This is a genomic window from Pseudomonas sp. Xaverov 259 (assembly GCF_019352915.1).
GTDB lineage: Bacteria > Pseudomonadota > Gammaproteobacteria > Pseudomonadales > Pseudomonadaceae > Aquipseudomonas.
This window is the reverse complement of sequence record NZ_JAAAFV010000057.1, coordinates 413,426-425,822: the sequence shown is the minus strand read 5'-3', so window position 1 is coordinate 425,822 and position 12,397 is coordinate 413,426. Positions and strand designations below refer to the sequence as shown.

10 protein-coding genes are annotated in these 12,397 nt (G+C 59.9%); 5 read left to right on the top strand and 5 right to left on the bottom strand.

What is annotated here, in order from left to right; genetic code table 11:
• Positions 1–995: 995 nt before the first annotated feature.
• Together K0H48_RS24765 and K0H48_RS24760 are read right to left on the bottom strand one after the other, a co-directional pair.
• Complete coding sequence (locus K0H48_RS24765; protein ID WP_219269519.1) at positions 996–2,159, bottom strand: catalase family protein; 1,164 nt, start codon at positions 2,157–2,159, stop codon at positions 996–998.
• Positions 2,156–3,967, bottom strand: a complete 1,812-nt coding sequence (locus tag K0H48_RS24760) for a di-heme-cytochrome C peroxidase (protein WP_219269518.1) — start codon at positions 3,965–3,967, stop codon at positions 2,156–2,158. Before K0H48_RS24760 ends, K0H48_RS24765 begins: the two co-directional genes overlap by 4 nt.
• Positions 3,968–4,214: 247 nt before the next feature.
• Here K0H48_RS24760 and K0H48_RS24755 point away from each other — a divergent pair, with 247 nt between their 5' ends.
• The 4 genes from K0H48_RS24755 (at position 4,215) to K0H48_RS24740 (ending at position 6,526) form a co-directional block, all read left to right on the top strand.
• Positions 4,215–4,955 (top strand): FKBP-type peptidyl-prolyl cis-trans isomerase, encoded by a 741-nt coding sequence (locus K0H48_RS24755; RefSeq protein ID WP_078741668.1) that lies wholly within the window; start codon positions 4,215–4,217, stop codon positions 4,953–4,955.
• 312 nt (positions 4,956–5,267) lie between these two features.
• Positions 5,268–5,723: a YkvA family protein gene (locus tag K0H48_RS24750; RefSeq protein ID WP_058420139.1), complete on the top strand. Its 456-nt coding sequence runs from the start codon at positions 5,268–5,270 to the stop codon at positions 5,721–5,723.
• A gap of 96 nt (positions 5,724–5,819) precedes the next feature.
• A complete protein-coding gene (locus tag K0H48_RS24745) occupies positions 5,820–6,158 on the top strand; it encodes a helix-turn-helix transcriptional regulator (protein WP_056859659.1) in 339 nt (112 codons plus the stop codon).
• Positions 6,155–6,526, top strand: a complete 372-nt coding sequence (locus K0H48_RS24740) for a hypothetical protein (RefSeq protein ID WP_005786715.1) — start codon at positions 6,155–6,157, stop codon at positions 6,524–6,526. Before K0H48_RS24745 ends, K0H48_RS24740 begins: the two co-directional genes overlap by 4 nt.
• On the opposite strand, the gene K0H48_RS24735 is transcribed toward K0H48_RS24740, so the two are convergent.
• Entirely contained in the window at positions 6,523–8,286 is a 1,764-nt protein-coding gene (locus tag K0H48_RS24735) for a bifunctional diguanylate cyclase/phosphodiesterase (protein ID WP_219269517.1), read from the bottom strand. The genes K0H48_RS24740 and K0H48_RS24735 overlap by 4 nt on opposite strands.
• Before the next feature lie 119 nt (positions 8,287–8,405).
• Positions 8,406–10,520 carry a carboxy terminal-processing peptidase gene (locus K0H48_RS24730; protein ID WP_138815969.1) on the bottom strand — a complete coding sequence of 705 codons (2,115 nt, stop codon included), beginning with the start codon at positions 10,518–10,520 and terminating at the stop codon, positions 8,406–8,408.
• A 105-nt stretch (positions 10,521–10,625) separates the two neighbouring features.
• Between K0H48_RS24730 and K0H48_RS24725 the strand changes: the two genes are divergently transcribed.
• On the top strand, positions 10,626–11,588 hold the full coding sequence (locus K0H48_RS24725) for a zinc-binding dehydrogenase (protein ID WP_219269516.1): 963 nt from the start codon (positions 10,626–10,628) through the stop codon (positions 11,586–11,588).
• A 151-nt stretch (positions 11,589–11,739) separates the two neighbouring features.
• Here the strand turns inward: K0H48_RS24725 and K0H48_RS24720 are convergent, their stop codons facing one another.
• The gene (locus tag K0H48_RS24720; RefSeq protein WP_219269515.1) at positions 11,740–12,393 is read right to left on the bottom strand and encodes an HAD family phosphatase; all 654 of its coding nucleotides are present in this window, start codon (positions 12,391–12,393) and stop codon (positions 11,740–11,742) included.
• Positions 12,394–12,397: the final 4 nt, after the last annotated feature.

Here is a 12,397-nt window from a genome sequence, read left to right as displayed (position 1 = left end):
TTTGGGGGGCCGCCGCGATGGGCCATCCTTGGCCCAGCGCGGCTAAACCGGCGTCCTGCCGGTTTACCCCCCAAATCCCTATCGAATTGCGGCCATCGTGTTTGACGGGGCGATTTGAGATCAAGATCACGATCACAAGCGCAGATCAAAAGACCGCTGACTTCGTCAGCGAAAAGGATGTAAGGGCCACAACCACAGCAGACCTCATCGTCAAGACTGCACGCGGTCTAATGTGGGAGCTGGCTTGCCTGCGATGGCATCAACTCGATGTACCTGACACACCGAGGTGTCTGCATCGCAGGCAAGCCAGCTCCCACAGAAAAGCGGCTCTCCAGTGCATGCAAATCCGCAGCCGACCTCAAATTCAAAACTGCATGCGGTCAACTGTGGGAGCGGGCTTGCTCCCACATTTAGACTGTGTTGCATCAGTTAGAGATGCTTTTGCTTCGCACTTGATCTGGCTTTTGCTTCGCACTTGATCTGGCTCTTGCTTCAACCACTCAGGTCGGCTTTCAGGCCGCCGTGCTGTAGATCTTGATCTTGATCTGCTTTTGATCTCAGACGCCCCGTTAACCACGATGGCCGAACGCAGGCTTGAATCCGTGGGTAACCCGGCAGGACGCCGGGTTAGCCGCGCTGGGCCAAGGATGGCCCATCGCGGCGGCCCACGGATTCAAGCCGGAGTGAGGGCATGCCGAGCCACAGCGAGGCACCGAGTGGTGGGGCGAGGACTTTTTGGTTACCTTTTTGGTCCTTCAAAAAGTGACCCGCCGTCAGGGCGGAACCCTAAGCCGCCGTGACCTAAATAACGGATATGCCCCCAAGATAAAACAGCCCAACACCACAAACGTCAATATTTGTGTAGATGCCTATGCTGCGATGCGGACAACTCGGTCTATCAAGTACACCGAGTTGATGCCATCACAAGCCAGCCAGCTCCCACCTGTTGACCGAGTGTTTCTTTTAATGGTCAGGGCGACTGGCGGCCTCTCTGCTTACAAATTCCGACTATGCCGATAGTCGCTGACCGCCTCATACACCGCCTTGCGCAACCGGTTAATTCCCCCGATCGGCCGGTGCGCCTCCAACCCGAACCACGGATTGAACGATTGGTTATCACAGGCAAGATTCAACGCGGGCGTATCAAAGTCCTGCGCAGCAATCCGCACTTTGGCCACCGTCTCATAGGGTGCGTCACTTTCTTTCCATTCGATGCTGGTGTCTTCAATCGGCATAAACTTCTGCGGATTCTGCCGCTGAATCTGCAACACAAAACACGCCGGCACGCGGTCGGTAGACAGCTGCTGGTTCAGCGCACTGCGCAGAAAATTCGGCAGGTCCTGATTCTGCTTGGGCAGCACGTACTCCGGGCAGCTCTGTGGGTCGGGTGCCACACGAAACTTGGCATTGGCCGCGCCAAATTTGTAGGGCGAAACTGAAAAATACGTAGTCTGCGTCGGGCTAGCCGGTGCGGGCGCCAGGGTGGCCAGGGCGATAAGCAGATGACGCACTTGCCAGCTGCGCGGGTCGGCCTTGGGGAAGAACGCCAGCACCTTTTTGCCGTCAGCCTGGGCGCCGATGTTCTGCGCGTATTCGGCCACATCACTGACAAAAAAGTTCGGGTGGCTGAACATCACGAAGTCCTGTTCGGTACGCGTCTGCTGGTCGGCCATCAACTGTTTGCCCGGCACATCCAGCAGCTTGATCGCCATGCCCCGCGCATCGCGGATGCTGTCGAACTGCGGGTAGGCATTGCCGTTGGACAGGCGCATCTGCGCCTGCCAGGTCTTGCCCGCTTCAGCGAATACGCCTTGGCGCAGCGCCGGGTCGAGGTCCGCCAGCACGCTGACTTCGGCCTTCACACAGCCGTGGGCCTTGGCATGCGCGTCACGCAGGTAGCGCGTGCCTTCGCGATGCTGATCGACGATGCGCACCGCCGTCTGGATGATGCCTTGGGTCATGGTCGCTTCGCCGGGCGGGATCTGTTCATCCGGCGACACCGGGCCGCTGTGTTGCCAGGCGAACCAGGCCGTGGCGATCAGCCAGCCCAGCAGCCCCAAACCCACCAGCCACAGCAGGGTTTTGCCGAGAAAGGCGCCCAGGCGCAGCCAGAGGCGTGCGAGCAGCGAACGTTGATTGTATTGAGATCGGATAATCATGGCAGTGGTTGCTCCAGCGGGCCGCCCAGCACTTTGAGGTATTCCAGCAGCGCCCAGCGTTCCTGCGGCAGCAGGCCACGGCCGATCACGCCATTGCCACGCTTGCCGTCACGGAATTCGTGACCGCTGTTGTGGTTGCCGGTGATTTTGGTATCGAACAAAAACGCGTTTTTGAACGCACCCGTTTCAAAGCCCAGGTGACGCGGGTCGTAGTTGAACGTGCCTTTGTAGAAGGTGGTGCTGCGCTCGTCCTGGGGCGAGAGCAATTGGTAGATCGTCGGCACCGAGCCGTTGTGCAGGAACGGCGGTGTGGCCCACACGCCGGCCAGCGGTCGGGCCTTGTAGGCGCGCAATTCACGCACGCCGATGGGCAGGCCAAAACCGTCCAGGCCTGGGCGTTCGGCCGGGGTGACACCGGCGGCGCGGTAGGCGTGCTCTTCGACAAAGGCGGTGACGTAGGCCAGACCCTGGGCCACGGACAGGTTGTGCAGGTCCAGCGGCGCGGTGGGCGTGGGGTGCAGCTCGACATTAAGCTTGGCCAGCTCGGCCGGGTCCCACTGCAGGGCGCTGAGGTCATAGCGCTGGTCGGCGATGTTATTGGCCGTGCCTGGGTCGGTACCGATGTAGTCCACGGGCAGCATCTTCAGTTGCTGCACCGGGCGGCCGTTTTCCTGGGTGACTGCAGGCACATGGCAACCGGCGCAGTTCTCGGAGAACAGCGCGCGGCCTTGGGCGGCGAGGGGTTTGTCGATGGCGCCGAACAGGTCTTGCGGCCAGGTCGGCGGCTTGAGGCGTTGCAGGGTTTCTTCGATTCGGTTGAGGTCGCGCACGCGCACGCTGGAAGGGTAGCGGGCAGCGCCCTGAAGGGGTTGGCCGGCTGCGTCGAAAAAGTCCAGGGTGGCGCCTACGCCCAAGGCCTCGCCGATGTTGCGCGCCATGGGCTGCTGAGCCGAGCCGTTCCATTGCACCCAGTCGAAGGTCCAGATGTCCCACAGGTGCGGGTAGTCCACCGGCGCATTGGCGACCCGATAGTTGGCCGGCGAGATGGCGTCGCCAAAGCTGGCATTGGCGATGCGGCCAAATGCGTCAGTGCGGCCCGGGCCTTCTTCGGTGGGGTAGAGGCCACGGTGTGTGTCGTTCCAGGCAACTTTAAGGAACTGGTTCAGCGACTGCTTGAAGTGCTGACGCAATTGTTGCTTGTTGTGATCGTCATAGTCGTCGCCGAGCACGTTGTGGGCGAAGCGATCGAATTTCCACGGCAAGTAGTAGGTGGCGGCAAGGCTGGCCACCAGCGCCTGGCCGAAGCTGCCACCGCGCAAGGTCGGTACGCTGGATGGCAGCACATGCTGGGCCGAGCCACCGTCGATGCGCAGCGCCTGGTTTTTGAAATGCAGCTCGCCGGTGTGGCAGGCGGCGCAGGTGATGTCCAGGTACTGCACCTGGCTGCCGGCGTTCTGGTGCCGGGCGAACCCCACCGGCAGGTTGCCGGGGTTTTGTGCGCTGGGCACCTGCTTGGGGTCGACCAGAAAGCCGAAGCGCGCCAGGTAGTCGGGCGTGGCAAAACGCTGGTCCGAGAACGGCAGCTCCAGGGCGGTGAACCAGTCGTAATGCAGGCCCTTTACTTGGGTGCCCTGGGGCGTGAAGTAGTAGGTCTGGCGATCGGCATCGCTCCATTGTTCCTGATAGTGCACCAGCTCCACGGGCACGTAATCCGGCAGCTTGGGGTTGAGGGTGTAATAGAGGACCACGCCCAGCAGCAAACCCAGGGCGAGCAATATCAGGAGTAAAGCACGGGAAAAAATGCGCAAGATAACTATCCTTGTCGAGTTGTAGCGTTGTTATGCCATTGCATCACAGGTGCGGCAAGTGGCCAGCAGCCTGGTTGCGGATGGTCCCGCGATCCTTCGCGGGCCTCCATAATGTATGAAAATGCTTTTAAACACGTGAACTTATCAGAGGTTTACTGCTCAGATGCCGGTAGCCATTGGTCGTGGCCGCCTGATAAGCTCGCGACTTTACTCGAATGCCCTTTTGGCGCACGAACAAGGAAATAGCATGAAACAGCATCGGTTGGCGGCGGCGGTGGCCCTGGTTAGCCTGGTACTTGCGGGTTGTGATTCGCAGACCAGCGTAGAGCTGAAAACCCCGGCGCAGAAAGCTTCCTACGGCATCGGCCTGAACATGGGCAAAAGCCTTGCTCAAGAAGGCATGGATGACCTGGACTCCAAAGCGGTAGCCCAAGGCATCGAAGATGCTGTCGGCAAGAAAGAACAGAAGCTGAAGGACGACGAACTGGTTGAAGCGTTTGCCGCACTGCAAAAACGTGCTGAAGAACGCATGACCAAGATGAGCGAAGAGTCGGCAACCGCCGGCAAGAAATTCCTCGAAGACAACGCCAAGAAAGACGGCGTAGTCACCACCGCTTCCGGTCTGCAATACAAGATCGTGAAGAAGGCCGACGGCGCTCAGCCTAAGCCGACCGACGTAGTGACTGTTCACTACACCGGCAAGCTCACCAACGGCACCACCTTTGACAGCTCCGTAGATCGCGGCAGCCCGATTGACCTGCCGGTCAGCGGCGTGATTCCGGGTTGGGTCGAAGGCCTGCAACTGATGCACGTGGGCGAGAAGGTCGAGTTGTACATTCCGTCCGACCTGGCCTACGGCGCACAGAGCCCGAGCCCGGCGATTCCAGCCAACTCCGTGCTGGTATTCGACCTGGAACTGCTGGCCATCAAGGACCCAGCCAAGGCTGAAGCCCCTGACGCACCTGCGGCCCCAGCTGCCAAGAAGTAATCGGCACCTGAACACACAACGCCCCGTTTTTACGGGGCGTTGTTGTTTCTGGCGTTTGCTGATCTGCGCCTTTGCAAATCCAATCGAACATCCCCAACCTGTAACAGTCTGATATATGACTCGAGCACGGGTAGCCGCACATCAATGCCAAGTCAATGAATTCTTGGGTTTTTTTTATGTGCGCAAAAAACGCCCGATCTGACTGCAAGCCTTGTAAATCGCGGCTTTCAGCCGATAAAACAGGCTCTGTTCACAAGGTTATCCACAATTTGTGTGGATAACCTTTTATGTCGCCTGGAACTGGAGTGACCGATGAAACCACCCTTCAATTTCACCCGTTTCCTGCCCATGGCCGCACGCTTGCTCGGCCGTGGGCGCTTGCCGACCCTGCTGTTTGCCGTGGCCGCCAAAGGCTCAAGCCAGGGCAACCGGCTGGGTAAGCTCAAGGATGATCTCAAATTGCTCCAGGCCCTATGCCTGGCTTACTGGCGTGGTGAGTACCGGGCCATCAGCCCCAAGGCGCTGATCTCGGTAGTAGCGGGGCTGATGTACTTCCTCAGTCCGATTGACGCGATCCCGGATTTTATCCCGGTGTTCGGCATGCTCGATGATATTGCCGTACTGGCATGGGTCATGAAGACCCTGGACGGCGAACTGAGCGCCTTTCGCGCCTGGCGCGACGCCCAGCGCCCGGAAAAACTCGCAGTGGTTGAGCGGCTACCTGCGACGCCTGCGCTGCTGGCCGAGGAAAACCCGCAAAAAAACTGAACACGCTTATATCCCCCTGCGACCTTTGTGGCTGTTAGGATTACACTTCTAAGGAAAGAACTTACTTAGTAAGTGTTGTTATCCTACGGGGCAGTCATGGATATTCAGATAATTTCACGCGATGGCGCACCCGAATATGCGGTGCTGCCATGGGACCAGTACCAGGCGCTACTAAAAGCAGCCGGTCAGCAACAGCCTGTCGCCACTCCTTCTTCTACCGCTCAGGTCACGCCCGATCAGGCTTTGCGCCCGCTCGCCGACCTGCGCGGCCTGCGTGAGGCCAAGGGCTTGGCCATTGAAAGCCTGGCCCGCACCGTGGGCATCAGCCCTTCGTACCTCGGATTGATTGAAAGTGGTGAACGCCAGCCGGATGCCGCCATCCGCCGCAGCCTGGCCTGGGAATTGGGCGTTGCAGGTTGGAGGGATGAATCTTGAGTCTTCGAATCAGTCGTCAACACTGGGATGGGTTACTCAACGAACTGGACCAGGCGCGCCGCCAGCGCCATTTGCTCACCTACCGTGCGCTGCTGGAGCGCCTGCAATTTCCCACGCCGGCCATGCAAACCCTGGCCGCTGCCCTGGAGCACCTGGCCGCGCTGGACGCCAAGGCCGAGCAGCCCTTGCGCAGCTCCCTGGTGATCAGCCAGGGCGCCAGCCGCTTGCCGCGTACCGGTTTCTTTGAGTGTGTGGAGCGCCTGGGGCGGTTCAGCGGGCCGTCCGATGGTGTGGCTGCTGCGTCCTGGCATGCTTCGGAAGTGGTGCGGGTGTTCGAGTACGAGTACCCGGAGTCCGCCGAGGCCTAAACGGGCAGGTAGTCCATGCTGTCGATCACATGGATGCTGTAGCCGGCGATGTCTTTGGCGTGGTGCTTGGCTTGCGAGGCCAGCTCCGCCAACTGGCTGGCATCCAGTTGTGCACAGGCCTGTGGATACAGATGCACCACGCCGATCGACAACGACAGCAAGGCGAATTCCTGGCGCACGCCTTGGCGGTTCAATGCCACGAAGCAACCGGCGTCCAAGTGTTCGGCGCGGTAGAAACGTCGGCATTGGGTGTGAAAGTCATCCAGTAACTGGTTGAGCCGCTTGCGCCAGTCCTGCGGGCCGAGCACCAGCAAAAAATCATCACCGCCGATATGCCCGACAAAGTCGCGACTGGGGTCAACCCGATCGTTCAGGCACTGCGCCAGGCACAACAGCACCTCATCCCCACGCCCGTAGCCGTAGATATCGTTGAACGGCTTGAAGCTGTCGATATCCACGTAGCAGATTACCGACTCGCGCTGTTGTTGCAGCAACCGCGTCAGGCATTGCTGAATCGGCACGTTGCCCGGCAGCAGCGTCAGCGGGTTGGCATAACGCGCCTGCTGAATCTTAAGCTCGGTGATCAACTTGAGTACGTCAATAACCCGGCCCAGGCCCAGGTAGTCACCGTTGAGGGTGATGATGAAGTCTTCCTCGATGCGTTGCCGCGCGCGGCTGGTGAGCAGGCGGCTGACCTGCTGCAAGGATTGGCTCAGCTCCACCGCCAGGAAGTCATCGCTCATCAAACGGCTGATGGGTTTACGCGCGAACAGGTCGGTGGCGAATGGCTTGAGCAGTGCGTCCGACAACGAATGTCGGTGTACGATGCCGACCGGGTGCCCGCGCCCATCCAGCACGGCCAGCGAGTTGAGGTTGGCCTGACGACGGAAGGATTCCAGTACCTGGGCGGTGGCGGTGTCCTGAGCCACCGCCGGTTGCTCGTTGAGCAAGGCGCTGAGGTCGCTGCCTTCTTCGCTGAGGGTGATGTTGGTGTGGTCCTGCTTGGGCAACATCAGGCGCGCTTCCTGGGGTGGTTGTTCCTGGGGCCGGCAAAGCAGGTAGCCCTGGACCAGATCAACGCCCATTTCCGTCAACACCGCCAACTCCTCCGGCAGCTCGATACCTTCGGCAATCACCTGGGCACGGGATGCCTTGGCGATTTGCAGGATGGAGCCGACAAACTCGCGCTTGAGCGCATCCTGATGGATGCCGTCGATAAAGTGCCGGTCGATTTTTACGTAGTCCGGACGCAGCTCCGACCACAAACGCAGGCTGGAATAGCCGGCGCCCAAGTCATCCAGGGCGATGGCAAACCCCATGTCGCGGTAATGATGCAGCGCGGTTTGCAGCAGGTCGAAGTCGTCGGTGGGCGTTTGCTCGGTGAGTTCGATCACCACCTGGCTTGGCGGGATGCCGAAGTCGCGCAACAACTGCAAGGTGCGTCCCGGTTGATGCGCCGTCTCCATCAAGGACTCCGGCGAGATATTCAGGAACAGCTTGCCCGGCAGCTTCTGCTCGCTGAAGCGTCGGCAGGCACTTTCGCGGCAGGCCATTTCCAACTCGCTGAGGCGCCCGGCATGGCTGGCCACGCTGAACAGGGCGACGGGGGAGTGCAAGGGGCTGTTGGACGGGCCACGGCTGAGCGCTTCGTAGCCAAGAATGCGCCGCTCGGACAGGCAAATGATCGGTTGGAACAGGCTGTGTAAACTGCCTTGAGCCAGGATTGAGCCCAATGCATTCAGCTGTTCGGTCATGGTCATGGCGATCTCAATCGAAAAAAAAGGACCGCAGGCTTAACGCCTGCGGTCCCTTTATTTCACGACAGAATGATGTCTATATGATGACACTCCTGGGAGCGCTCACATTAAATCGCCATCATTTACTGCTTGGCCACCTGTTTGCTGATTTTCAGGTAGTCCAGCAGCACCCGGCCTGTCTCCGACAGGTAGGCGTCGTCTTCCGGCTTGGTTTTTTCCGGCTCGGCCGGCAGCGCATCTTCATCTTCTTTCTTCAGCTCTTTGAGCGGATCTTCGCCTTTGGCCTTGCGGCGGGCGTTTTCCAGCACAAGCTGCTGATTTTCGATGCTGGTGTGCTGCGCACGACGATCGACTTCGTTGAGGCTGACGGTTTTTTCTTCCATCAGCTTCTTGGCCAGCGCCAGTTTGTCGCGGATAAACACGAACTCGGCATCCTTGGCGGAGCGGGTCTCGTGGTCAGCCTTCAACTGCGTCAGGTACGGCTTGAACGGGTCTGAAGCCGGCTTGATCGCAGGGCGGATGGTGTCCCATGGCATCGCCTCAGGCAGCGCGCTTTCGCCGATTTCCTTGGTGTCGATGATCGACGGGAAATCCACATCCGGCAATACGCCCTGGTGCTGGGTGCTCTGCCCGGAAACCCGGTAGAACTTGGCAATGGTCAGCTTCAGTTCGCCATGGTTGAGCGGCTGAATGGTCTGCACGGTGCCTTTACCGAAGGTCTGGCCGCCGACGATCAACGCGCGGTGGTAGTCCTGCATGGCACCGGCGAAAATCTCCGAAGCCGAGGCCGAGAGGCGGTTGACCAGCAACGCCATCGGGCCTTTGTAGAACGCGCCTGGGTTTTCGTCTTCCAGCACGTCGACACGGCCGTCGGCGTTGCGAACCAATACGGTCGGGCCTTTGTCGATAAACAGGCTGGTCAGCTCGGTGGCTTCCTGCAGGGAACCGCCGCCGTTGTTGCGCAGATCGATGACCACGCCGTCGACTTTCTCTTTCTGCAGCTCAGTCAGGATTTTCTTCACGTCACGGGTGGTGGACTTGTAGTCCGGGTCACCGGCGCGGAACGCTTTGAAGTCCAGGTAGAACGCAGGAATTACCACCACGCCCAGTTTGTAGTCCTTGCCGTCCTGCTTGAGGTTGAGGACTTGCTTCTGCACGGCCTGGTCTTCGAGCTTCACCGCTTCACGGGTGATGGACACGATCTTGCTGGTCTGGTCGTTCGGCGCATTGGTGTGCGGAATCACTTCCAGGCGCACCACGCTGCCTTTCGGCCCACGGATCAGCTTGACCACTTCGTCCAGGCGCCAGCCGACCACGTCGACCATCTCTTTGTCACCCTGGGCGACGCCGATGATCTTGTCGGCCGGTGCAACCTGCTTGGTCTTGTCGGCCGGACCTGCCGGCACCAGACGCACGATCTTGACCTGGTCATTGTCGCTTTGCAGGACGGCACCGATGCCTTCCAGCGACAGACTCATGTTGATATCAAAATTTTCCGCGTTATCTGGCGACAGATAATTGGTGTGCGGGTCGTAGGACATCGCGAAGGTGTTGATGTAGGCCTGGAAGATATCTTCGGCACGGGTCTGGTCCAGACGTGCCAGCTGATTCTTGTAGCGCTTGGTCAACAGCTCTTGAATGGCCTTGGGCTCTTTGCCAGCGATCTTCAGGCGCAGCACTTCGTCCTTGACGCGTTTGCGCCACAGGTCGTCGAGGGCGGCGGTGCTGGTCAGCCAAGGGGCGTCCTTGCGATCCACCAGAAGGGTTTCCTTCTGGGTGAAGTCGAGCTTGTCGACGCCTTTGTTCAGCTCACCCAAGGCGAAGTCCAGACGCGCTTTGACGCGATCCAGGTAGCGCTTGTAGATGGTGAACGCAGGCTGCAGGTCGCCGCTCTTGAGGAAGTCGTCGAACTGGGTCTTCCACTTGTCGAACTCAGCGATATCGCTGGCGAGGAAGTAGCTGCGCGACGGGTCCAGCAGCTTGAGGTAGCTGTCGTAGATGATCACCGAGCGCGCGTCGTCCAGCGGCGGCTTGCTGTAGTGATGGCGCTTGAGCAACTCGACGACGTTAAGGCTGGCAATCACCTCATCGCGATCAGGCTGAAGATTGTCCCAGCTGTTGGCTGCGAACGTATTGGTCGACATCGACGCAAAGCCGAGACCAATGAAAAAAGCGAGGGCGGTACTGGGGAACAAATGCTTCATGCTGATTCGACGCGGGGGCAATTGATAACGCATATTAGGCCGTCTTTGAGGGAGCCGGTTCCATATGATCCGGTCGCATAATGCAAAAAGCCCGGCGCTACAGCTACGGGCTCAGTCCAGACTCACTATGGAGGCACTGTGAAAGCATTGCAAGGCGTTGAAGGTCATGTGGAGTGGATGGAAGAACCCAGTCCTACCTGCGATGTAGGCCAAGTTCGCATTCGTGTGGCGGCCGCGGGCCTTAATCGCGCCGATTTATTACAACGTGCGGGGCTTTATCCGCCACCTCCAGGCGCCAGCCAAGTGCTGGGCCTGGAGTGTTCCGGGGTGATCAGCGAGGTGGGCGCGGGCTCTTCCTGGCAGGTTGGCGACCGCGTCTGCGCGCTGCTGGCCGGCGGCGGCATGGCCGAAGAAGTGGTGGTGGATGCCCGTCATGTGCTGCCGGTGCCGGAAGGTTTGTCGTTGAGCGAAGCGGCGGCGTTGCCTGAGGTGTACAGCACGGCATGGCTGAATCTGTTCCAGTTGGCGGGCCTCAAGCCCGGCGAAAAGGTCTTGCTGCACGCGGGCGCCAGCGGCGTGGGCTCGGCGGCGATCCAGCTGTGCAAGGCGTTCGGCAGCCCGTGCTGGGTCAGCGTCGGCTCGGCAGAACGCCTGGCTTACTGCGAAGAACTCGGCGCCCAGGGCGGCGTGGTGCGTACCGACGGCCTTGAAGGGCTGCGCGATTTCGGGCCGTTCGACGTGATCCTCGACCCGGTCGGCGGCAATTATGCGGCGATGGATTTGAAGCTGCTGGCCCTCGATGGGCGCTGGGTGTTGATCGGCTTGATGGGCGGCCGCGATGCGCAACTGGACCTGGCGCAGGTGCTGGGCAAGCGCATCCAGCTGCTGGGTTCGACCCTGCGCAGCCGCAGCGATCAGTTCAAGGCCGACCTGTTCAGCGACTTGAGCCAGCATGTATGGCCGCTATTTGTTGAGGGTCGCCTGAGCCCGCAGTTGGCCAAGACCTTCCCGATCAAGGATGCCGAGGCGGCGTTTGCTGAGCTGGCGAGCAATCAGATTTCCGGCAAGTTGGTACTGGTGATAGACGAAAGCCTGACCTGATCCCCGCCTCAGGCTGAAATGAGATCAAAATGTGGGAGCGGGCTTGCTCGCGAAAGCGGTTTGTCAGTGAAGAATGTTTCATCTGGCACTCCGCTTTCGCGAGCAAGCCCGCTCCCACAGTGGATTGGGTTTCAATTCAAACAAGTCGCGGTCAAACCCATTGATGAATCGGCCAGCCAGCCTTTTCAGCATGCGCGCGCAACACCGGATCCGGGTTCACCACCTGCGGATGATCCACCTTCAGCAACAACGGCAAATCGTTGCGCGAATCCGAGTAGAAATACGCGCCCTTCAGGCTTTCACCTTCCTGCTCCAACCATTCCAGCAACCGCGTGATCTTACCTTCACGGTAGGTCAGCACGCCCACGGTCTGGCCGCTGTACACGCCATGGCTGACCTCCAGGTCAATGCCCAGCACTTCATCAATCCCGATACGTGCCGCAATCGGCGTGACCAGGTGCGTGCCCGAGGCTGAGATCACCAGGATCCGGTCGCCATTCGCGCGGTGGCGGGCGATGGTCTTGGTGGCGTCGCTGTAGATCAGCGGCTCGATGATGTCCTCCACCCACGGCTCAACCAGATGCTCGATCTCCTCGGGCGTGCGCCCGATCATCGGCTCCAGGCTGAAGTCCATGAAGTCTTCCATGGCCAGCTCGCCACGGCTGTAGGCGGCCATGAGTTCGTCGTTCTGGCGCATGAACGACTCCGGGTCGACCCAGCCCAGGCGGCCCATCTGTTCGCTCCACAAGGTGGCGCAGTCGCCGTGGATCAAAGTATCGTCCAGATCAAAAATTACCAATGCCATCTGT

Bases quoted from the DNA above. Each gene is read 5' to 3' on its own strand.
- K0H48_RS24765 (WP_219269519.1), bottom strand. From the start codon at position 2,159: ATGATTATCCGATCTCAATACAATCAACGTTCGCTGCTCGCACGCCTC.
- K0H48_RS24755 (WP_078741668.1), top strand. From the start codon at position 4,215: ATGAAACAGCATCGGTTGGCGGCGGCGGTGGCCCTGGTTAGCCTGGTA.
- K0H48_RS24750 (WP_058420139.1), top strand. From the start codon at position 5,268: ATGAAACCACCCTTCAATTTCACCCGTTTCCTGCCCATGGCCGCACGC.
- K0H48_RS24745 (WP_056859659.1), top strand. From the start codon at position 5,820: ATGGATATTCAGATAATTTCACGCGATGGCGCACCCGAATATGCGGTG.
- K0H48_RS24735 (WP_219269517.1), bottom strand. From the start codon at position 8,286: ATGACCATGACCGAACAGCTGAATGCATTGGGCTCAATCCTGGCTCAA.
- K0H48_RS24730 (WP_138815969.1), bottom strand. From the start codon at position 10,520: ATGCGTTATCAATTGCCCCCGCGTCGAATCAGCATGAAGCATTTGTTC.
- K0H48_RS24720 (WP_219269515.1), bottom strand. From the start codon at position 12,393: ATGGCATTGGTAATTTTTGATCTGGACGATACTTTGATCCACGGCGAC.